Here is a 20,165-nt window from a genome sequence, read left to right as displayed (position 1 = left end):
CGTTGGGATCAGCTGCTGGGGACGGTGTCCTCGAAGGTGGTGCCCGCGCCGCGGTACGCCGTCACCTTGGCGGCGACCTGCGCCGGCGTGAGGACCTGGTCCTTGACGTGCAGGACGTAGTCGACCTGCTCATCGTAGGCCCGCGCGGTGGTGCTGGTCTGGCCCGCGAGGTCGATCAGCCACTGGTTGAAGTTGATCGACATCGGCCGCTCCGGCAGGTACGCGGAGTCATGGGTGCCGAAGAGCTGTCCGTCGATGTAGTACTTGATGCTGCTGTTGTCGATGGTCAGCACCAGGTCGTGCCAGCCGCTGTAGCTCTGCCGGCCCTCGGTGTGCTGGTTGACCGCCACCCACGGGTCGGCCTGGTAGGTCTCCCAGGACGTCGTGTAGAGGATGTCGGAGGTCTCGCCCCAGCCGCCGTTGGGCAGGTACTCGAAGTCGTACTCGGAGTAGTCGGCCGCCATCGGTGCCGTGAGGTCGTTGATGGTGAAGAACGTCTGGACGAGGTGGTCGCCGTCCGGGCCGTACTTGGGCGCGTCGTTGAACTTGACCCGGGCCGCGTAGGTGCCGTTCTTGAACTTCCGCGCGTTGGTGACGATCTCGGTCTGCTTGGTGCTCTCCCCGGAGCCCGACGTCGAGGTCTCCAGGTTCATGAGGGAGTTGCCGCTCGTGGTGGCGAAGGTGACCTTGTCGGGCGCCCAGGTGGCGCCGGACACGCCGGGGTCGCCGGAGGTGGAGCGCACGCTCCAGCCGTGAGCCGAGACCTTCGGGTCGTTGTAGGCGCTGTAGTTGAAGTCGTCGAACAGCGTGGCGCCGGTGGCCGGAGGGTCGGTCGGCGGGTCGGTGGGCGGGTTCGTCGGGTCGTTGCCCGCGGGGGCCTGGCCCCACAGCGTGGTGCCGGACAGCTGCGCGGTGACCTTGGACCAGTCGGCGTACGACGTCTGGGAGGCGCCGAAGGAGTAGTCGTCGCTCTGGTTCAGCGACTGCCATGTCGACTGGTAGAAGCGCAGCTGCATGTCGCCGGTGTCGGCGCCCGGCGCGAGCGTGCCGGCGCCGGAGGTGAAGCCGATCTCCAGGTAGCGGTCGGCCGTGCCGGTCGGGTTGGCGAGCGTGCCGAAGGTGCCCGTGACGTTGGCGCAGCCCTTGACGGCCCAGGAACAGGCGAAGCGATAGGACGCGCCGGCCGAGTCGGCCTTGAAGTAGTAGCGGATCCTGACGTTCGCCAGTTGCACGGTCGTGCTGCCGGTGTTCTTCACCTTGAACCAGGGTTCGGACTGGTCGGCGGTGGCTCCCGTGGCGCTCGTACGGTACTGGACGCTCAGCCCGTCGCCGGCGGCGCTCGCGGTGGGCGGGAGTGCGGTGAGCGCCGCGGCGCCGATGGCCACCGCGACGGCGGCGGACGCTGGGGCGCGTAGCCGGTTCTGCGCGAATCTCATCTGTTCCCTCCGTAGACACTCCGTCCTTCAGGGCGGAGAGGAATCGGACTCCTGCGGAGCAGGGCAGGGAAAGACGATTCGCCGCCAGGGCGGATCGTCGTTCACCACCAACTACCCCTAGGGAGTCACATGTTGACGTGGTATTTCGTGGGCTTATGGCCATTCACGTGAAGCGGGCGTATCGGTACCGCTTCTATCCGACTGATGCGCAGGCAGCGGAGCTGTCGCGCACGTTCGGGTGTGTGCGGAAGGTCTACAACATGGCGCTCGCGGCCCGTACCGAGGCGTGGGCGCGGCAGGAGCGGGTCAACTACAACCAGTCCTCCGCAATGCTGACGGCCTGGAAGAAGACCGAGGAACTGGCCTTCCTCAGCGAGGTGTCGTCGGTTCCGCTCCAGCAGGCGCTGCGGCACCTGCAAGGGGCGTTCACAAACTTCTTCTCCAAGCGCGCCAAGTACCCACGGTTCAAGTCGAAGCGGAGGTCCCGCGCCTCGGCGGAGTACACCAGCTCGGCGTTCACGTTCGGTGACGGCCGGTTGAAGCTCGCGAAAATGGCCGGGCCGCTGGACATCGTCTGGTCCCGCCCCCTGCCCGAGGGCAGTGTGCCGACGACCGTGACCGTGTCCCGGGACGCGGCCGGCCGCTGGTTCGTGTCGATGCTGTGCGACGACCCGACGGTGAAACCGCTCGCGGCTACGGATACGGCGGTGGGGATCGACGTCGGCCTGGACCACCTGCTGGCCCTGTCGACCGGTGAGAAGATCGCCAACCCCCGGCACGAACGCCGCGGCCGCGCCCGCCTCGCCAAGGCGCAGCGCAACTGTGCCCGCAAGGAGAAGGGCTCCGCGAACCGGGAGAAGGCACGCCGCAAGGTCGCCAGGATCCACGCCCGGATCACGGACCGGCGCAGGGACGGCCTGCACAAGCTGACCACTCGACTCGTGCGCGAAAACCAAACGCTCGTGATCGAGGACCTGACCGTGCGCAATATGGTCAGGAACCGGAAACTCGCCCGCGCCATCAGCGATGCCGCGTGGGCAGAGTTCCGGAGCCTTCTGGAGTACAAGGCCGCCTGGTACGGGCGGGACGTGGTGGTCGTGGGCCGCTTCTTCCCCTCCTCCAAGTTGTGCTCCCACTGCGGTGCCTTGCAGGACAGGATGCCGCTGTATGTCCGCACCTGGACGTGCGACTGCGGAACGGTCCACGACCGGGACGTGAACGCGGCGAAGAACCTTTTGGCCGCCGGGCTGGCGGTGTCTGTCTGTGGAGCTGGTGTAAGACCTCAACGGAGAACTCCGGGCGGGCGGTCGGCGACGAAGCAGAAAATCCCACGGCGCGAGCCATAGGAATCCCCTCGTTTACGAGGGGGAGGAAGCCAAGGTTGTTCCTCTCCAGAAAGGTGGGGTGATTCCCGGAACGGGACAGGGTCAGGGGTGTTGGCGGACATCGAGGGCGTCGAGCCGTACGGTGTGCTCGTCGAGGCGGGAACGGAAGTCGGTCCAGTCGGTCGCGCCGCTCCAGGCGCGGTCGGCGAGGGCACACAGCCGCGGGTAGTTCAGGTACTCGATGTGGGCGGGCGTCGTGACGAACTCGGTCCACAGCTGGGTCTGGGTGCCGAGCACGCGCGCGGCCACGTCCGGGGCCGCGTCCTCGGGTACGGGATCGTGGGCGTGGACGGCGGGCAGATCGACGACGCCTCCGGGCTGGGCCAGTGGTTCGCGCGGGTCGCCGGACTGGGCGTAGTCGAGGTAGGTGGCCCGGTGGTAGGCGCTGACGACGGGGTGGCCGCGGCGGGCCGCGGTCAGAGTGTGGGCCGAGTCGCGCCAGGTCATCACGGTGAAGTCGAGGGGCAGTTCGGCGCCGGTCTCGGCCCAGCCGACCGGTCGGCGTCCGCGCCGGACAAGGAAGTCGCCGATCTGCCCGAGGAACCAGCCGTGCAGGGCCGCGGGGCCCGGCAGGCCCTGCGCCACCGCTCGTTCCCGCGCGGCGACACTGTGCGTCCACTCGGTGGTGGGGCACTCCTCGCCGCCGACGTGGATGTACGGCGAGGGGAAGACGTCCATGACCTCGTCGAGGACGCTGCGGCAGAAGTCGAGGACCTCGTCGTGGACACCGAGGACGGTGTCGCACACGCCCCAGCGGGTCCAGACGTCGAGGGTGCGCTCCGGATGGTTGCCCAGGTCGGGGTAGGCGGCGAGGGCGGCGCGCACATGGCCGGGCATCTCTATCTCCGGCATGACGGTGACGCCGCGAGCGGCCGCGTACCGGACCAGGTCGACGAGTTCGGCCCGTGTGTACGCCCCGCCGTGCGGGATGCCGTCGTACGTGTCGCTGCCGGCCGGGCCCTTCTGGGACTCGGCGCGGTGGCCGCCGACCTCGGTGAGCTTGGGCAGTGCGGCGACCGGCATGCGCCAGCCCTGGTCGTCGGTGAGATGCAGATGGAACACGCTGATCTTGTGCAGGGCCAGCAGGTCGACGTACCGGCGCAGGTAGGAGACGGGCTGGAAGTGACGTGCCACGTCCAGCATCGCGCCGCGCCAGGGGTGGCGGGGGACGTCGGTGATCTCGGCGCACGGCAGCAGCCACCGTGTTCCGCGCTGCGGAGTGTCCGACAAAGCCTGAGGAGGCAGGAGTTGGCGGAGCGTCTGGATGCCGCGCAGCAGACCGGTCAGGTGCGCGGCGCGCAGCAGCACGGCGCGCGGGGCGACGGTGAGGCCGTACCCCTCGTTGCCGAGGCCGGTGAGTCCGGGGTCGAGCGTCAGGGCGAACTGTCCGTCCGGGGACGGCCGCAGGGACAGCCCGGTGGCGGGGGCGAGCAGGGTGCGCAGCAGGTCCGCGGCCGGTTCGGCGCCCGCGCCGATGTGCAGCGCGGTGCCGGCGTCGAGCGTGAAGTGTCCCGGCCGGAGTGCGGCCTTGGTGGGGCGGGGTACGAGGGTGAGCACGGATCGCTGTGCGGGCATGGATCAGCTCCGGGACGGGGTCGCGTGGGGGTGGGGTGTGAGGTCAGCCCTTGACTGCGCCGGCCGCGAAGCCGGAGGTGACATGACGCTGGAGCAGCAGGAACACCATGAGCGCCGGGGCGGCGAAGAGGGTCGAGGCGGCCATCGTGGCGCCCCAGTCGGTGCCGAAGACGTTCTGGAACGAGGACAGCCACACGGGCAGGGTGCGGTTGTCCTGCTGCTTGATGATCAGGAAGTTGGCGTAGGCGAACTCGTTCCAGGCGGTGATGTAGCCGAACAGCGAGGTGGCCATCAGGCCCGGGGCAAGGAGCGGGAACGCCACACGCCGGAACGCGCCGAGCCGGGTGCAGCCGTCGACCTGGGCGGACTCCTCCAGCTCCGGGGGGATCGTGCCGATGAAGCCGCCCAGGACGATGATGGTGAAGGGCAGCGTCATCATGAAGTAGACGAGGGTCAAGGTCGGGAGCCGGTCGAGCATGTCGGTGTCCCTGGAGATGATGTAGACCGGGATGATCAGTGATTCCCAGGGCGCCATCTGCGCGATGAAGACCATGAGCATGAACTGCCGGCGCCCCTTCCACTTCATCCGGGCGACCGCGTAGGCGGCGCCGAGCGCGATGACGAGGGCGAGCAGGACGGCGCTCAGCGTGACGAGGATGCTGTTGCGCCAGAACAGGCCGAAGCCGGCGGCGCCGATGGCGGTGCGGAAGTGGTCGAGTGTCCAGGTCCGAGGGAGGATCCGGGGGTTGTCGGACTGGATGTCGCGGGTCGGGGTGAACGCGGTGGCGACCATCCAGTAGACCGGGAAGAGACAGACCACCACGGTGACGACGGCGGCGGCGTTCAGGGGCAGACGGCGGATGCGGGGCCGGGTCGTGCTCATGCGAGCTCGTCCTCCTGGCGGAACATCTGGCGGAAGTAGAAGACGAGCACGCCCGACATCAGCACGACGGTGACCATGGAGGCCGCCGAACCGAGGTCGTAGCGCTGGCTCGACAGGGCGGTCTGCACCGCGTACACGGGCAGGATCGTCGTCGCGTCGCCGGGCCCGCCGTTGGTCATCACCCAGATCTGGACGAACGCCTTGAAGGTCCAGATCACCTCGAGCGAGAACACCAGCATGAAGATCGGCCGGACCATGGGGAAGGTGATCGAGCGGAAGATCCGCGGCCCCGACGCCCCGTCGAGCCGCGCCGACTCGTACAGCTCGGTGGGGACGGTGGTGAGGGCCGAGTACAGGGTGATCGCGGCGAAGGGCACGGACTGCCATACGACGAGAACGACCACGATGGCGAAGGCGGCCGGGCCGTGCGCGAACCAGGGGTAGCGGTGGAAGGACTCGAACCCCAGGTCGGTCAGAACCGCGTTGACGATGCCGAACTCCGAGTGGAACAGCCACTGGAAGACGGTGGTCGCCGCGATGACGGGCATCGCCCAGGTCAGCACGAGCGCGCTGAGGACGGCGGTCCGGCCGAACCGGCCGAGCCGCTCGACCATGAGCGCGGCCAGCGTGGACAGCACCATGATCAGGACGACGTTGATCGCCATGAAGAGGAAGGTGCGGCGCACGACCTCCCAGAAGCGGCCGTCCCCCAGCAGCGTCTCGTAGTTCTTGAATCCGACGAACCGCGCGCCGCCCAGGATGAGTTGGCGCAGGCCGAAGTCCTGCAGCGATATCACCACGGCGCGGACCAGGGGGTAGACGAGCAGATAGAGCGTGCCGAGGACGGCGGGCGCGATCAGGACGTACGGCCAGATCCCACGGCCGGTGGACTTCGACGGGCGGCGCGGCCCTGGACCGGTGGAGCGCCGGGGCGGCCCGGTACCGAGTGGGGGGCGGGGGGCGGTCTGCTCGCGGACGGCGGACACGGCGCTCCTCCTTCCGGTGCGTGGACGGTTCAGGAGCCGGAGTTCATGGCCGCGGTGATGGCCTCGGACGCGGTGGCGGCCTTCTTCTGGATGTCGCCCCCGGTGAGGACGGCCGTCATGTAGTCCTTGATCGGGTTCTTGGCCTCCACGGCGGCCCAGCCGGGGGTGTTGGGCGTGGCGTGGCCCTGGGCGGCGCCGACCGCCATGGCCGCGGCGCCGGGGTCGGCCGCGACCGCGGAGGCCAGGGTCGTCTTGTTCGGGACGTAGCTCATGGCGACGGCGAGCTTCTTCTGCCAGGTGTCGCCGGTGAGTTCCTTGACGAAGGTGTAGGCCGCGTCCTGCTTGGTGGACGCCGTGGGGATGACAAGGTCGGAGCCGCCGGTGAAGACCGCGCCGGGCTTGTCGGCGGCCTTCCCCGGGATCGGGAAGAAGCCGAGCTTTCCCTTCAGCGCCGGGTTGTTCTGGATGACGACGTTGGCGCCGCCGGGTGTCGAGATGACCTGGGCGACCTTCCCCTTGGCCATGACGTCCGCCTGCGGGGGGTTGGCCTCGTCGGAGTCCCTGGGGCCCTTGCCGAGGGCCTGGAGCTTCTCGTAGAACTCCATACCGCGGATCGCCTCGGGGGAGTCCAGCGTGCCCTTCCACTTGCCGCCGGACTCGGTGGCGAGGTCGCCGCCCTCGTCCCAGACGAAGCCCGTGAGGGTGTACCAGTTCTGGCCGGGCAGATAGATGCCTTGCGTGTCACCGGTGTTGAGCTTCTTGGTGGCGGCGATCCACTGGTCGCGGGTCTTGACGGCGGTCGCGTCGATGCCCGCCTCCTTGAAGAGGTCGGTCCGGTAGATGACGACGCGGTTGGCGGCGTAGTACGGAATGCCGTACTGCTTGCCCTCATAGACGCCCGGCTCCGCGAGCCCCTTGAGCCAGTTCTTCCCCCCGAGGTCGTCGACCTTGTCGCTGAGGTCGAGCAGCCCCCCGCTCTGTGCGAACTGGGCGACCTGGGTGTTGCCGGTCTCGATGACGTCCGGTGCGTCGTTGCTGGCGAGGGCGGCCGTGACCTTCTCGCCGATCCCGTCCCACTCCTGGATCTGCACCTTGACCTTGATGTCCGGGTGAGCGGTCTCGAAGCCCTTGACGAACTCGTTCTGGAACTGGGCCGAGACGCTGTCGCGCATCAGCCAGACGTCGATGGTGGTGCTCCCGCCGGAGCTGTCGTCGGAGGTATCTGAGGAGCTACTGCAGGCACTCAGCCCAGCCGTCATCACGAGCACGGACACACCGGCAAACAAGCGGAGCTTCACGGTTCACCCCTGGAGGACATGACCTGACCACCTGACCAGTGAAGTCCACTGGACAGCTCACCTCTTGATGTGGGGTTGAAGGTGGCATAGACCAATCGAGGACGTCAACCCCCTGTGCGTCGAAGGGCTTTGGGGCGCAGGCGGGTCGGGACCTGGGCGATCATCTCTCGGTGGCAGTTACACTTGCTTGATCAAGGGGGCAGTTGCGGGTGACCACTGGTCAACTGGTTAACTTGATATTCCGCGCATGAGGGAGGGCATCATGAAGGCTGACGCACCAGGTGCGGTGCTCAAACGGGAGCGAGTTCGCGACTTCATCCTCGACCTCATCGAGTCACACCGCCCGGGAGACGCGATCCCCTCCGAGCGTTCCCTGTGCGCCCGCCTGGGTGTGTCACGCCCGACCCTGCGCGCGGCGGTCGACGAGCTCGTCGCCGCGGGTCTTCTGGTGCGGGAGCACGGCCGCGGCATGTTCGTGGCACCCGAGAAGATCACCCAGGAACTCGTCTCGGGTCAGCAGGCCATGACGGTGCCCCAGGCCTCCGGGACCTGGTCGAGTCGCCTGCTGGAGTTCACCACCATTCCGGCAGGCGCGCGTGTGGGCCGCAAGCTGCGCATCTCGCCCGCCGTCGACATCGTGTACGTGGCACGGCTGCGCCAGGTCGACGGCGCCCCGATGGCCATCGAGCATCTGCACATCAGGGCCGATCTGGTCCCCACCCTGTCCGCCCAGGAACTGGAAGCCGGCGACCTGTACGAGCACCTGCGCGAACAGCATGGCGTGCACGTCCAGGAGGCCGTACAGGCGATCGAGCCGACCGTCGTCACCCGGGCGGAGGCCGAGCTGCTCGACGTGCCCGAGCTGTCCCCGGCGCTGCTCTTCGAGCGGCTCACCTCGGACACCACGGGGCAGCCCGTCGAATACGTCCACTCGATCTACCGCGGCGACCGCTATCGCATCGTCTCCCGGCTCACCCTCGGTCCCTCGGCCGCGGTGCCGCCGGCCCGGCTCGGACACCACCCCGGCATCCCCCCGGGCGACTTCGCCCACCGCGACACCATCGCGTCCTCCACACACGGGGACATCCAGTCGGCACCGTGAGCCACCGCGTTTCCGGCTGGGCGGGGGAGGGGCGCCCCGCGAGCGCCGGTTCGCCCTGGGCACAGACAGCCACGGGACCATGGCTCCGGCGCCGACAGGACCGGTCTCGCCGCCGGTTCATACTCCGGCGCGGATGAGCCGCGCGGTGATGTCCTCCGAGGCGGGCTGGGCCGCGTACGGGTTGCTCGGTGGCACGCGCTGCGGCTCACCCGGGACATTTCTGGTTCTCGATGTATTCCTTGATGACCGTGAGGGGTGCGCCGCCTGCGGAGACGGCGAAGTAGGACGGGGACCAGAAGTGGTCGCCCCACAGGTAGCGGCGGATGTGGTCGGGGAATTCCTGGCGCAGGCGGAGCGCGGAGACGCCTTTGAGTGAGCCCACCAGCCGGGACAGAGCGATCTTGGGCGGTTAGTGGACCAGCTGGTACACATGGTCCCTCTCGCCGTTGAACTCGTGCAGCTCAGCGCCGAAAATCCGCACACACGTCCCGCATGACCTCCTCGCGGCGCGTATACCAAGTGCGCGTGCAGGGAGCAGGGAGCAGGGGGCAGACGACGCTGCGTCCCCTGCGTACATCGGGGTTCGGTCCCATCTCGGTCACACAGATCAATCCTCGTCGCTAGTCTGGGGAAGTGAAGCTGGTGGTGCAGGTAAAAACTGCTGCCGACGCCGGTGCAGGCGGCGGCACTTGAGGCGACCCTGTGTGCCTGCAACGCGGCCGCCACCTGGGGTGAGCGAGGCCGGCTTCGAGTGCGGGGAGTTCAGGAACTTCGCCTTGCGCAAGCAGGTCTACGGCGAGGTCAAGTCCCGTTGGGACTTGGGCGCGCAGGCCGCCCAGCACGTCATCAAGAAGACGTGTGACGCGTACGCCACACTGAAGGCGAACCTGAAGGCCGGGAATCTCGGCAGGCCCGGCTCACGCCGTTACCGCAAAGCCTCCGAGAAGCCGATCGCCTTCCACCCCCGCGGCGCGCAGCCCTACGACGACCGGATGCTGTCCTGGCAGGTCCCGGGCCGGACGGTGTCCATCTGGACCACCAGCGGCCGGGTCAAGAACGTGGCGTTCACCGCCTCACCCGAGCAACTGGCCACGTTGGCCCTGTACCGCAAGGGCGAGTCCGACCTGCTCCAGCGGGACGGCATGTGGTTCTTGAACGCCACCTGCGAGGTCCCCGAAGCACCCTTGAACCCCAACCCGGTGGACTTCCTCGGGATCGACCTGGGCATCGTCAACATCGCCACCACCTCGGACGGCGAGATTATGGCCGGACGCGAGCTGAACCGCACCCGCCTGCGCGAGCGCGGACTGCGGGCCAAGCTCCAGAAGAAGAACACCTCGTCCGCCAAGCGGCGCCTGAAGAAACGGCGGCGCAAGGAGGCGCGGCGGGCGCGGGACATCAACCATAAGATCGCAAAGCATGTGGTGGCCGAGGCTGAACGCACCGGTCGCGGAATCGCCCTGGAAGACCTGACAGGGATCCGCGAACGGGTACGGCTTCGCAAGCCCCAACGGGCCACCCACTCCAGCTGGGCCTTCCACCAGCTGGGAGCGTTCGTCGCATACAAGGCCCGCCGGGCAGGGGTGCCGGTGGTGCACGTCGATCCGGCGTACACCTCCCGCACCTGCGCCGAGTGCGGCCACATCGACAAGGCGAACCGGGTCTCACAGGCCTGGTTCGCATGCCGGAACTGCGGATTCGTTGATCACGCAGACCGGAACAGCTCCCACAACATCCGCGCCCGTGCGTGGGAGTTGTGGCGACGCGGGGCTCCGTCAGCGGCCCCTGCCCCACTCCGGAAGCACCCGGATGGGGCTGGACGCAAACGCAGCATCACACCCAGTGATGCCCGTTGTGCAAACCCGTCGCTTTAGCGCCGGGTAATTGACATGGCCTGAGCCGTGGGCATGATGGTGATCTCGGTGAGGTTGACGTGGCGGGGCACGGCGGCCATGAAGGCGACGGTTTCGGCGATGTCGGCGCTCTGGAGGTAGTCGATGTCGTGGATGAGGTCGGCCATCAGCTTGGAGGCGTCGGGGTCGGTGACGTGGTCGGGGAGTTCGGTGTCGACCATGCCGGGTTCGATGGTGGCGACGCAGACCATCTTGGGGCCGAGTTCGACGCGGAGCAGTCGGGTGAGGTGGCTGATGGAGGCCTTGGCGCCGGAGTAGATCGAGAACTTCGCCAGGATGCGGGTGGCCGCGATGGACGAGGTGTTGATCAGGTCGGCGGCCTTGCCCTGGGCGGCGGAGTCCGTCAGGTGGGGGAGGAACGCGGCGATGACGTTCATCAGGCCGGTGATGTTGAGGTCGATCTGGCGCTGCCAGTCGTCGACCTTGAGTTCCTCGATGCCGGAGATGAGCTGGACTCCGGCGTTGTTGAACACGAGGTCGGCCTTGCCGAAGCGCTCGGCGACCTGGTCGGCGGCGCTCTGGACGGCGGCGCGGTCGGTGACGTCGACGGCGAGGGCGAGTGCGGTGCCGCCGGCGGCCTCGATGTTCTTGACCAGGCTGTCGAGGCGCTCCTTGCGCCGGGCCAGTACGACCACCGTGGCACCGAGCTCGGCGAGGCGTTCGGCGGTGACGGCACCCATCGGTGTGGTGCCCGGCCGGGCCGGTCGTCCTGCCCGGCGGGGCTGCTCGTGGGGGCTGTGGGTGCCCGATTGCGTCGGCGTCAGGCGGCGTCGTGGTGCGCGGTGGCGGCGGACTTCTCGCGCCACGGGGCGAGGTCGTCCTGCACCTGCTGGTACTTGACGTCGAGGCGCTCGATGGCGTCGCGTCCGAGGTAGAGGTGCGTGGGCAGCTTCTCGGTGGAGGCGACCTCGAAGATGAGCGCGGCGCCCTTGACGGGGTCGCCGAGCTGGGCGTGGTTGGCCTGGTCGATCCAGTCCAGCGTCACGTGCGCGGGGGTGTCGTCGTAGTCGGCGATGCGGTTTGCGGCGATCGACAGCGAGCTGGCGTCGAGGAAGTCGGTGCGGAAGACGCCCGGCTCGACGACCATCGACTGGATCCCGAACGGCGCCATCTCCGCGGAGAGTGCTTCGCTGATGCCGGCGACCGCGAACTTCGACGCGCTGTACAGGCTGACGCCGGGCTCGCCCTCGAAACCCGACCGGGAACCGATGTGCACCAGCCTGCCGGACCCCTGCTTGCGCATGACGGGCAGCACGGCACGGGTGACGTTGATCAGGCCGAAGACGTTGAGGTCGAACAGCGACCGGGCCTCCGCGTCGGTGATCTCCTCCAACGCGCCGAGCAGGCCGCGGCCGGCGTTGTTGACCAGGACGTCGATGCCCCCGAATCGGTCCACGGCGGCCTCGACCGCCTGCGGGATGCTGTCGTTGTCCGTGACGTCCAGGGCGACCGCGAAGACGTTGTCCGAGCTCTTCAGATCGGCCGGAACGCGTTCCGGGTTTCGTACGGCGACCACGACATTGTTACCGCCTGCCAGAGCGGCGCGGGCGATTTCAGCGCCGATTCCACGGGAGGCGCCGGTGACAAACCACGTAGCCATGGGAAAAACCTCTTTCGTCGTTTCCCCTTCTCGGGGATTTCCTTTTGACGTATTCGAGTGTGCCCGTCGGCTGCGGCGGTATGAAGGCTGCGCTTTTCCTGGGAGTCTCACACCCAGGAAGACGAGGCGGCCCTACCGAGCCGATGTCCGGGCGAAGTACCGGAGGCCGCGGCGCGAGTGCTCCGTCGACGACGTGTTGCGGGCGAGGGATCCTTGAGCCGAGGTGGGCTGGGAACGAGGTGGGCTGGGAACACAGCCGTCCGTCCCACCGGATGAGCCGCGACGTGCGGAAAACGTGCGGAATCTGGGTTTCAATCCGCTGACACCCGGCGCAATGCATATTGTCGGTGACTTATCGGATTGAATTCAGGGTGCCGTCGATGGCCCCCGGCTCAGGCGCCGTGTGCGGGATTCTGCTGGTGAGGTACTTCAGGTGCGCTGATGGAGCCCAGCAGGGCCAGGCCGTCGGCGGAGGGGGAGCCCGGCTCGGCCTGCAGGATGACGAGCTGCTGTCCCGGAGCGCTGCGGATGGCGAGGGCCTCATGCGGCAACTCCAGGTCCCCCACGTCGGAGTGGTGGATCTGCTTGACGTCGTAGGGCGGGACCCGGGTGTACTCGCGTGCCCACAAGGAGCGGAACTCCGGGCTGCGCACCGACAGGTCGCCTACGAGCTCCACGATGCGGGGATCCTCGGGCGTGCTCGCGGCGGACTGCTGAAGGTCGGCGACCGCACGGTGCTTGGCCCGCTCCGCGTTCTTGTAGAAGGTCTTCGCCGCGGGGTCCAGAAAGAGCATGCGCAGCACGTTGTCGTGCTGCGCGAAGTCGCGGTAGAGGGCATCGGCCAGTGCGTTGGTGGCCAGCAGGTCCTGGGCATGTCCGACGATGAAGGCCGGCGTCCTGGTCCAGCTTTCAATCAGTTGCCGCAGATGCGGGCGGACGCGCTCGACCCGGAAGGGTCGCTTCGTGCGGCGGGTTGCCGGCTGGGCCAGCCGGAAGAGTTCCCGCTTGTCCTCTTCTCCGAGTTGCAGGACGCGGGCCATGGCCTCCAGCACCCGGAGCGAGGGGCTGCGTTCACGGCCCTGCTCGAGTCGGCTGTAGTAGCTCGGACTGACACCTGCGAGCGTCGCGACCTCGTCACGCCGCAAGCCGGGCACCCTTCGCCGGCCGGCGCTGGGCAGTCCTGCGTCCACGGGGCTGAGGCGTCCCCTGTGGGAGCGGAGGAACTGCCCCAGCCCTTCAACCGGGTCAGGGCGCGTGTCGTGGTCCATGCTGCCGAGGCTAGGCGGAAAAAGCCCGGAAAACTTCTGTCGAAGGTGGGTGCATTACACCCAGGATTTAAGGCCCCACCCAGGGCGACACAAGGAGCTGGCGGACGACGAGAGGTCTCCCAGGCGTGCGAAGACGGCGAATTACCCTGTGTGCAGGGTGTGCGACCTGGTGCAATACTCCACGACCGGCACTTCTCATCGGTGGGAAACCATCTAGTCTTGCTGCATGAGCAATGGGACACCTTTGGGTGATTTCCTCCGAGCCCGCCGAGAGGCCCTCAAGCCGCACGATGTCGGTCTCCCCGAACACGGGCGACGTCGGGTGCCGGGACTGCGCAGAGAGGAAGTCGCGCTGCTCGCCGGAGTCAGTTCCGACTACTACATCAGGCTGGAACAGGGGCGCGAAAACAGCCCGTCCCCGCAGGTGCTCGAGGCCGTGGCACAAGCGCTGAAACTGGATGCGGAGGCTGCCGACCATCTCAACCGCCTCTGTCTGACCGCCTCGCAGCGCCCGCACGACTGGGGCGAGGCGGACGTCAGCCGGCAGTTGTTGCAGCTGATGGACGGATGGGAGCACACTCCGGCCTTCGTCATCGGCCCGGCCCTCGACATCATGGCGGGCAACTCCCTTGCCACGGCTCTCCACAGCGGGTTCGACCAGTTCGACAACCTCGCCCGCATGGTGTTCGTCGACCCGGCGGGGAGAGAGTTCTACCAGGAATGGGAGCGCGCCGCGCACTCCTGTGTCGCCGAAATCAGGGCAGCCTACGGCCACGATCCCGAGTCGGCCCGCATTGCCGAGGTCGTGGCGGAACTGTCCGCCCAGAGCGAGGAGTTCGCGGGGATTTGGCAGATGCACGAGGTCAAGGGAAAGTCTCAGGAAGGAAAGCATCTCAAGCATCCCCTGGTCGGCGACCTGCACATCAAGTTCGCGGCTTTCACGGTCAATGGGGCCCCGCATCAGCAACTGGTGGTCTATCAGGCTGAACCGGCCAGCCCGACCGCGGATGCCTTTGAGACGCTGAGGACCATGGCCGCCGAGCCGAAGCATGCCCGGGCGGCTGTGCCCACGGCCGACCTCGCCGCCAAGGAGCAGTAGCGGCGCACATGAGCAGGTGCGCCCGGTGGAGGCTGGTCCTGCCGCACCCAGGAACAACGTGGCCTTCATAGCGGTGTGCCCGTCTGCCGACACTCGATTCGACAGACAGTGCGCCGGCCGGGATGCCGACGCGCGGATCGCACGGCACCAGGAGCACACATGATCACCGTGAAGGACCTTCAGCCCCACCCCCTCGACCAGGTTCACCGTCTGATCGAGCCTGGCCCCGTCATCTTGGTCACCACCCGGCACCGCGGAATCCCGAACGTGATGACCAACGGGTTCAACATGATGGTGCGCCATGACCCGCCTCTGATCGCGTGCACGATCGGCCCCTGGGGCCACAGCTACCAGGCCCTGGTCGAAACCGGCGAGTGCGTCATCTCGGTCCCGACGGCGGACATGGCTGCCACGGTGGTCGACATCGGCAACTGCTCGGGCGCCGACGTGGACAAGTTCGAGGAGTTCGACCTGACCGCCGTGTCCGGTGCGGAGGTCCAGGCACCACTCGTGGCCGCGTGCTTCGCCAATATCGAGTGCAGGGTCGCCGACATCAGCCTCGCGGCTCCCTACAGCCTCTTCCTGTTGGAGGCCGTCAGAGCGTGGACAGACCCCTCTCAGCCCCAACCGCAGCTGTTTCACCACCGCGGAGACGGGACCTTCACCCTGGACGGGCCGACCGTGGACCTGAAGGACCGCATGACCAAGTGGCAGTACCTCGTGGAGGCCAGTAGGGCCAGTGGGGCACTAGGCCAATGGCAGGCCAAGGTGAAGACCGGGGTCACATGGGCTCAACTGGCCGAAGCGGTCGGCAAGCCGTTGGCCTGGACGACGGCGGCCCTGCTCGAACTCGGTGACGACGCCGCCCTCGCCTTCCAACTCCAGCCGCCCCGGGGAGCCCTGGATGCGGCCGTCCCCATGGATCCCACGATCTAGCTTTGATCTTGGCCGGTGCTCCGTCGTTTACGGCGGGGGTGAAGGCCGTCCCAGAACTGCTCTGACTCGGGTGTGAGCATGGGTCTGTGCTGTCTGCCTCAGCTCGTGGGGTGCTGCTGGTTGTCGATGTACTGGCGTACGGCGGTCAGCGGTGCTTCGTCGCATGAGCCGGCGAAGTAGGAGCCAGACCAGAAGTGCCCGCCCCACAGATACTTGCGGACGTGGCTGTCGTACTTCTGGCGCAGGCGTCGGGATGAGACGCCCTTGAGGCTGTTGACCAGCTTGGAGAGCTGTACCTTGGGCGGGTAGTGCACGAGGAGGTGGACGTGGTCCTGTTCTCCGTTGAACTGCTTCCGCTCGGCCTCGAAGGTGGTGCAGACCTCGCGCATGACCTCCTCACAGCGGGTCAGCATGGTGTCGGTGAACGCGTTCCACCGGTGCCTGGTGACAAAAACCAAGTGGACGTGCAGGCTGTGCACGACGTGACGACCGGTGCGCACATCAGGGTTTGGATTCCAGCGTGGTGACATAAACCAATACCGCAGTGTGTCGTTTGTGAGTGAACGCGGCTTGGAGATACGGCAGTTCGGGCACCGCGCCCGGCTTGCACTGTCCCCTGCCCTGGCGCTCAAGGCTGACGATCAGGCGCACGCGGCCCGCACGATGTGGAATCTCCTGCACGCCTGGTGGCAGATGATGCCGAAGGAGAAGCGGACCCTGGCTAACGCGGACGTGGCGATCCGTCAGGCCCGCAGGGACGTCGACTTCCTCGCCGTCCTTCCCGCGCAGGCCGCGCAGGCGGTACTCAAGACGTACTTCCAGGCGTGGAAAAGCTGCTGGGCCGGCCGGGCGGACGCCCCGAACTTCAAGGCCCGCTTCCGCAGCACCCTGACCGTTGATGTGCCGCAGGGCAGGGACCTGAACATCGTCCGTGTCCACCGCCGGTGGGGCATGGCCAGTCTGCCGAAGATCAGCCGTGTCCGTTTCCGCTGGACCAAAGAGCTCCCCGTGGGCAAGCAGGCCGACGAGGAACACCGCATCACCGGTGCGCGCCTGGTGAAAGACGCGCTCGGCTGGCACATCGCCTTCCGCGTCCAGACCCTCGAAAGGGTGCCGGAAGCCCACCAGGGGCCTCAGGTCGGCATCGACGTCGGTATCACCGTGCCCCTGGCCCTCTCCGATGGTGAGACGTACGAGCACGGACAGTGGCTGACCAACCGGGAACAGGCCAGGCTCCTGGGCCTGGAACAGCGCGCCGCGCAGCGCATGAAGCGCCGCAAGCCCGGCGAACGCACCTCCCGTCGGCTGCTCCACACCTACGACCAGATCGCAGGACTGCGCGCGAAAGCCAAGGGCCGGGCACTGGACTGGCAGCACAAGACCACCACCGACATCGCCCGCACGTACAGCGTCGCGGTGGTGGAGGTATTGCAGATCACGAGCATGGTCAAGTCCGCCAAAGGGACCATTGAGGAGCCGGGGAAGAACGTCGCCCAGAAATCCGGGCTGAACCGCTCGATCAGCGGGCAGGCGTGGGGTCGCACGGTCACCATGCTGACGTACAAGCTCGCCCGACAAGGCGGCACTTTGGCCAAGGTCCCCGCCCCGGGCACCTCCCGACGCTGCTCCGCGTGCGGTCTCACCACGCCTGGCAGCCGGGAGACCCAGGCCCTGTTCGTATGCAGGAACTCCGACTGCGGATGGTCCGGCAACGCCGACCACAACGCGGCCCGCAACATCCTGCACCTGTACCGGATGGGCCACGCGCTCATCCCGGCTGCCGGGAGGGCAGTCGCCAGGCGCGCACCGCGCGTCAAGCCCGCCACCGCAAGGTAGGCGGGAATCTCCCTGCTTCAGCTGGGAGAGCACTTCAAGGGCCGACCATCAAGGCGGCGCTCGAGCTGATGAGCTGATCCATGAGCAGCGCGGCGACGGCATCATGAGCGCGATCAACTTCCGGCTCGAGGTCCGGCGTATTCCCGACCCCGCGGGCGACCGGGTCGTCATCACCCTCGACGGGAAGTACCTGCCTTACCGCCAGTAATGGACGGTCTGTCCGTCACGCCGCTTCGTCCCTGGTCAGAGCGTTGATGCGCTCTGGGTTCACTCACGGGGTCGAATCGGGGTCGAATCAGGCAAGCAGGTCGTTCCACGGACCAGGCTTACCCTCGTGCCGCGATGGTTGGCCTCGACTGATCGGAGACGCTTCGGCCACCGAGGTACGCGGTACCCGCCGACGGCTAATCGTTGCTTCCGAAGAATGTCCCCCGCACATGGCTCCATGCCGAAGGGCCGAACGTGGCCTCGGGTACTGCCGAAGAGTCCGGAAGGGTCCGCCAGACCATCAAGGCACCACTGGGCAGAACCTCGTACTTGTACACCGCGGCGCCAGGCTCGTCTTCATACGGCATAGCCAGGGCTTCTCGGTCTTCACGGCGATCGACGTCCGCGATCGCCTCCGGCAACAGAATGACGTAAACGCTCATTCCTCGACGGTATGGCGGGCCAGCAGGTTCCGCCTGCCAAGTGGTGGTGGACATCTATCTCGAAGGTCAGTCTCCACGGACTCGGCGGTGGCGCCACGGGCGGTGGATCAGGGTGGGCTGCCTCCTTCGCGAAATGCGCCCGCTGCCGGCCTGGAGACTGGTGTGGTGACCGGGTCGGTGATGCCGCCGGGGCGGATGCCGCGTGTGGTGTCCCAGCCCGCGAGTCGGGCACCCGCGTGATAGGCGCTGTCCAGGAAGGAGCGGACGGTATCGCGAGGACGACCTTCGCCGCCTGGGCGGCGGGCGACCCGGCAGTCGGCGCCTATGGATCTGTCCTGTGAACAGTCCGCTTCGATGCCTGTTACCGCGACGGGTCCACGCACGGATGGCGACGGCACGCGGGTGCGCCTAGCCTGAGGGCTGCCGACACACCCCGAACTTCCGGAGGCGGATATGGATGATCTCCGCTATAAAATGATCATGGCATTGACCGCCGCGGACTTCGGCAACCCCCTCTGCGAGCAGGCGGCCGACATATGCGCCGAGATCGCCGACCAGCACTGTGCACAACTGCACGTCGCCGACCGGGTGTCGCCCGACGCTGTGCCCGCGGTGACGGTTCCGCCCGGCGCACGGGGGCGGCTGTGAGCGCGGCGGTACACCGGGAGTGGAAAGGACTCATGCGATGACCGCCGCTCTGCAGCCGACGGTGGACATCCGCCGCAGCCAGGAACGGTACAAGACGGAGCTGTCCTGGCTTGATTCCAAGCACTCCTTCTCCTTCTCGCACCACTACGACCCTCAGAACACCCACCATGGACTGCTGCTGGTTAACAACGACGACATCGTCACCGCCGGCACCGGCTTCGAAACGCATCCACACCAGGACATGGAGATCGTCACGTGGGTGCTGCAGGGATCACTGGTCCACCAGGACTCCACCGGCCACACCGGGCTGATCTACCCCGGACTCGCCCAGCGCATGAGCGCTGGGACCGGCATCCTGCACTCGGAGAAGAACGACTCCTGGCGGCTTGAGGGCGCCAGCACCCACACCGACCCTGTGCACTTCGTGCAGATGTGGGTCGTTCCCGACGAGGAGGGCATCACTCCCGGCTACGAACAGTTGGAGCTCGACGATGCTCTGTTGCACGGCGGCGGCCTGGTCACCGTGGCCTCGGGCATGGACCGGCATGCCGACGCCGCGGCGATCCGCATCAAGAACAAGTACGCCGGACTGCACGCGGCACGACTGAACACGGGCGACTCGGTGATCCTTCCAGATGCCCCGTTCCTGCACCTCTTCGTTCCCCGTGGCACTGTCACGCTGGAAGCATCCGGAAAACTCGAAGCCGGGGATTCCGTGCGCTTCACCGCGACCGGAGGCCAGCGGATCACCGCCGACGAACCCGCCGAAATCCTCGTCTGGGAAATGCACGCCACTGTCAAAGGCTGGTAAGAGGTCGCCCCTGCTCCGGACACGTCCTGCTTACCGGCGGGTGGCTTGCAGTCGGCTCGTCTGATCAGGTTCAGGCGAAGTCCACCGACTGAGACATCCTTCGCCACAGTTGGTGTGACCACGCTTGCCCCGTGCCGGACCACCCCGTGGGGTCACTGACCACCGTCGTGCTCACCACGTCGTACGACACCGAGGTGATCGTGGTGACCGGCTCCACCTCGTTCGGAGCCACCGACTAGCTGAGGCAGCTGCTGGTCGAGCACGGAGCCCGGTGGGTGGTGGACGCGGTCGCGGTCCGCCCCGGCCACCCTCAACTGCTCGCCCAACTCCCCGACCGCCGCTGGATCGTGGGCCTTCCCGGAAATCCGTACGCGGCCCTCACCGCTGCCCACACCCTGCTCGCCCCACTCCTCGCAGGCCTGACCGGACGACCACTGCCGGCCCTGCCCCGCATCCCGCTGACCGGTGACATCACCGCCGCCCCCGGCCGTACCCGGCTGATCCCCATCACCTGGGACGGTGCCACCGCCCGCCCCGTCGGCGGACACCGGCCCGCGTTCCTGCACGGCGCCGCCCTCGCCGCCGTACCACTGGACTGGCAGCCCCGCACCCCGGTGCCGCTGATCCTGCTGACGGGATGAGGGGCACCGCACGCCGCTGCGCCGGACTGTCCAGCACCGCGGTCATAGGGCGTGGACAGGTCCTGGCAGCGACTGCAGCCGTGACGAACCAGGTTGCC

General features: G+C 67.6%; 18 protein-coding genes and 3 pseudogenes. 10 read left to right on the top strand and 11 right to left on the bottom strand.

Features of this window, described 5'->3' with window-relative positions:
- Positions 1-8: 8 nt before the first annotated feature.
- Positions 9-1,436 carry a cellulose binding domain-containing protein gene (locus tag OG798_RS05005; protein WP_328756409.1) on the bottom strand — a complete coding sequence of 476 codons (1,428 nt, stop codon included), beginning with the start codon at positions 1,434-1,436 and terminating at the stop codon, positions 9-11.
- Between the two features lie 155 nt (positions 1,437-1,591).
- Here OG798_RS05005 and OG798_RS05000 point away from each other — a divergent pair, with 155 nt between their 5' ends.
- Entirely contained in the window at positions 1,592-2,782 is a 1,191-nt protein-coding gene (locus OG798_RS05000) for an RNA-guided endonuclease InsQ/TnpB family protein (RefSeq protein ID WP_328756407.1), read from the top strand.
- An 81-nt stretch (positions 2,783-2,863) separates the two neighbouring features.
- Here OG798_RS05000 and OG798_RS04995 read toward each other — a convergent pair whose 3' ends face one another.
- The 4 genes from OG798_RS04995 to OG798_RS04980 are packed head-to-tail and all read right to left on the bottom strand — an operon-like array spanning position 2,864 to position 7,563.
- Positions 2,864-4,396: a beta-N-acetylhexosaminidase gene (locus OG798_RS04995; RefSeq protein WP_328756405.1), complete on the bottom strand. Its 1,533-nt coding sequence runs from the start codon at positions 4,394-4,396 to the stop codon at positions 2,864-2,866.
- 43 nt (positions 4,397-4,439) lie between these two features.
- Positions 4,440-5,279: a carbohydrate ABC transporter permease gene (locus OG798_RS04990; protein WP_328756403.1), complete on the bottom strand. Its 840-nt coding sequence runs from the start codon at positions 5,277-5,279 to the stop codon at positions 4,440-4,442.
- Positions 5,276-6,265 (bottom strand): carbohydrate ABC transporter permease, encoded by a 990-nt coding sequence (locus OG798_RS04985; RefSeq protein ID WP_328756401.1) that lies wholly within the window; start codon positions 6,263-6,265, stop codon positions 5,276-5,278. Before OG798_RS04985 ends, OG798_RS04990 begins: the two co-directional genes overlap by 4 nt.
- A 29-nt stretch (positions 6,266-6,294) precedes the next feature.
- A complete protein-coding gene (locus OG798_RS04980) occupies positions 6,295-7,563 on the bottom strand; it encodes an extracellular solute-binding protein (RefSeq protein WP_443053710.1) in 1,269 nt (422 codons plus the stop codon).
- Between the two features lie 262 nt (positions 7,564-7,825).
- Between OG798_RS04980 and OG798_RS04975 the strand changes: the two genes are divergently transcribed.
- Positions 7,826-8,665 carry a GntR family transcriptional regulator gene (locus OG798_RS04975; protein WP_097227755.1) on the top strand — a complete coding sequence of 280 codons (840 nt, stop codon included), beginning with the start codon at positions 7,826-7,828 and terminating at the stop codon, positions 8,663-8,665.
- Positions 8,666-8,870: 205 nt separating this feature from the next.
- Here OG798_RS04975 and tnpA (OG798_RS04970) read toward each other — a convergent pair.
- Positions 8,871-9,258: pseudogene (tnpA, locus tag OG798_RS04970) on the bottom strand (IS200/IS605 family transposase).
- Positions 9,259-9,298: 40 nt separating this feature from the next.
- Between tnpA (OG798_RS04970) and OG798_RS04965 the strand changes: the two are divergent.
- Positions 9,299-10,539, top strand: a pseudogene (locus tag OG798_RS04965) (RNA-guided endonuclease InsQ/TnpB family protein).
- On the opposite strand, the gene OG798_RS04960 reads toward OG798_RS04965, so the two are convergent.
- The 3 genes from OG798_RS04960 to OG798_RS04950 form a co-directional block, all read right to left on the bottom strand.
- Positions 10,536-11,258: an SDR family oxidoreductase gene (locus OG798_RS04960; protein ID WP_328756395.1), complete on the bottom strand. Its 723-nt coding sequence runs from the start codon at positions 11,256-11,258 to the stop codon at positions 10,536-10,538. The pseudogene OG798_RS04965 and the gene OG798_RS04960 sit on opposite strands and share 4 nt — an antisense overlap.
- Before the next feature lie 80 nt (positions 11,259-11,338).
- The gene (locus OG798_RS04955; protein ID WP_267060501.1) at positions 11,339-12,178 is read right to left on the bottom strand and encodes an SDR family NAD(P)-dependent oxidoreductase; all 840 of its coding nucleotides are present in this window, start codon (positions 12,176-12,178) and stop codon (positions 11,339-11,341) included.
- Between the two features lie 392 nt (positions 12,179-12,570).
- On the bottom strand, positions 12,571-13,446 hold the full coding sequence (locus OG798_RS04950) for a helix-turn-helix transcriptional regulator (RefSeq protein ID WP_328756392.1): 876 nt from the start codon (positions 13,444-13,446) through the stop codon (positions 12,571-12,573).
- A 226-nt stretch (positions 13,447-13,672) separates the two neighbouring features.
- On the opposite strand from OG798_RS04950, the gene OG798_RS04945 reads away from it, so the two are divergent.
- Together OG798_RS04945 and OG798_RS04940 are read left to right on the top strand one after the other, a co-directional pair.
- On the top strand, positions 13,673-14,545 hold the full coding sequence (locus OG798_RS04945; RefSeq protein WP_097227024.1) for a helix-turn-helix transcriptional regulator: 873 nt from the start codon (positions 13,673-13,675) through the stop codon (positions 14,543-14,545).
- A 159-nt stretch (positions 14,546-14,704) separates the two neighbouring features.
- On the top strand, positions 14,705-15,481 hold the full coding sequence (locus OG798_RS04940; RefSeq protein ID WP_328756390.1) for a flavin reductase: 777 nt from the start codon (positions 14,705-14,707) through the stop codon (positions 15,479-15,481).
- Positions 15,482-15,579: 98 nt separating this feature from the next.
- Here the strand turns inward: OG798_RS04940 and tnpA (OG798_RS04935) are convergent, their stop codons facing one another.
- Positions 15,580-16,011 (bottom strand): IS200/IS605 family transposase, encoded by a 432-nt coding sequence (tnpA, locus tag OG798_RS04935; protein WP_267060498.1) that lies wholly within the window; start codon positions 16,009-16,011, stop codon positions 15,580-15,582.
- A gap of 25 nt (positions 16,012-16,036) precedes the next feature.
- Between tnpA (OG798_RS04935) and OG798_RS04930 the strand changes: the two genes are divergently transcribed.
- Entirely contained in the window at positions 16,037-17,317 is a 1,281-nt protein-coding gene (locus OG798_RS04930; RefSeq protein ID WP_328756387.1) for an RNA-guided endonuclease InsQ/TnpB family protein, read from the top strand.
- Positions 17,318-17,372: 55 nt separating this feature from the next.
- Positions 17,373-17,525: pseudogene (locus tag OG798_RS04925) on the top strand (cyanase); the annotation flags it as partial.
- 196 nt (positions 17,526-17,721) lie between these two features.
- Here OG798_RS04925 and OG798_RS04920 read toward each other — a convergent pair.
- Complete coding sequence (locus OG798_RS04920; RefSeq protein WP_095856874.1) at positions 17,722-17,967, bottom strand: hypothetical protein; 246 nt, start codon at positions 17,965-17,967, stop codon at positions 17,722-17,724.
- 480 nt (positions 17,968-18,447) lie between these two features.
- Between OG798_RS04920 and OG798_RS04915 the strand changes: the two genes are divergently transcribed.
- The 3 genes from OG798_RS04915 to OG798_RS04905 all read left to right on the top strand — a co-directional run bounded on the left by OG798_RS04915 (position 18,448) and on the right by OG798_RS04905 (position 20,067).
- Complete coding sequence (locus tag OG798_RS04915) at positions 18,448-18,615, top strand: hypothetical protein (protein ID WP_177324152.1); 168 nt, start codon at positions 18,448-18,450, stop codon at positions 18,613-18,615.
- Positions 18,616-18,652: 37 nt separating this feature from the next.
- Positions 18,653-19,426, top strand: a complete 774-nt coding sequence (locus OG798_RS04910; RefSeq protein WP_095856875.1) for a pirin family protein — start codon at positions 18,653-18,655, stop codon at positions 19,424-19,426.
- 275 nt (positions 19,427-19,701) lie between these two features.
- On the top strand, positions 19,702-20,067 hold the full coding sequence (locus OG798_RS04905) for a hypothetical protein (RefSeq protein ID WP_328756384.1): 366 nt from the start codon (positions 19,702-19,704) through the stop codon (positions 20,065-20,067).
- Positions 20,068-20,165 lie beyond the last annotated feature (98 nt).

Origin of the sequence: Streptomyces sp. NBC_00271 (assembly GCF_036178845.1) — a bacterium.
Taxonomy (GTDB): Bacteria; Actinomycetota; Actinomycetes; order Streptomycetales; family Streptomycetaceae; genus Streptomyces.
This window is presented reverse-complemented; position numbering and strand designations above follow the sequence as displayed.

Bases quoted from the DNA above. Each gene is read 5' to 3' on its own strand.
- tnpA (WP_267060498.1), bottom strand. From the start codon at position 16,011: ATGTCACCACGCTGGAATCCAAACCCTGATGTGCGCACCGGTCGTCAC.
- OG798_RS04945 (WP_097227024.1), top strand. From the start codon at position 13,673: ATGAGCAATGGGACACCTTTGGGTGATTTCCTCCGAGCCCGCCGAGAG.
- OG798_RS04950 (WP_328756392.1), bottom strand. From the start codon at position 13,446: ATGGACCACGACACGCGCCCTGACCCGGTTGAAGGGCTGGGGCAGTTC.
- OG798_RS04910 (WP_095856875.1), top strand. From the start codon at position 18,653: ATGACCGCCGCTCTGCAGCCGACGGTGGACATCCGCCGCAGCCAGGAA.
- OG798_RS04990 (WP_328756403.1), bottom strand. From the start codon at position 5,279: ATGAGCACGACCCGGCCCCGCATCCGCCGTCTGCCCCTGAACGCCGCC.
- OG798_RS04920 (WP_095856874.1), bottom strand. From the start codon at position 17,967: ATGAGCGTTTACGTCATTCTGTTGCCGGAGGCGATCGCGGACGTCGAT.
- OG798_RS05000 (WP_328756407.1), top strand. From the start codon at position 1,592: ATGGCCATTCACGTGAAGCGGGCGTATCGGTACCGCTTCTATCCGACT.
- OG798_RS04995 (WP_328756405.1), bottom strand. From the start codon at position 4,396: ATGCCCGCACAGCGATCCGTGCTCACCCTCGTACCCCGCCCCACCAAG.
- OG798_RS04940 (WP_328756390.1), top strand. From the start codon at position 14,705: ATGATCACCGTGAAGGACCTTCAGCCCCACCCCCTCGACCAGGTTCAC.
- OG798_RS04915 (WP_177324152.1), top strand. From the start codon at position 18,448: ATGGCATTGACCGCCGCGGACTTCGGCAACCCCCTCTGCGAGCAGGCG.
- OG798_RS04975 (WP_097227755.1), top strand. From the start codon at position 7,826: ATGAAGGCTGACGCACCAGGTGCGGTGCTCAAACGGGAGCGAGTTCGC.
- OG798_RS05005 (WP_328756409.1), bottom strand. From the start codon at position 1,436: ATGAGATTCGCGCAGAACCGGCTACGCGCCCCAGCGTCCGCCGCCGTC.
- OG798_RS04960 (WP_328756395.1), bottom strand. From the start codon at position 11,258: ATGGGTGCCGTCACCGCCGAACGCCTCGCCGAGCTCGGTGCCACGGTG.
- OG798_RS04955 (WP_267060501.1), bottom strand. From the start codon at position 12,178: ATGGCTACGTGGTTTGTCACCGGCGCCTCCCGTGGAATCGGCGCTGAA.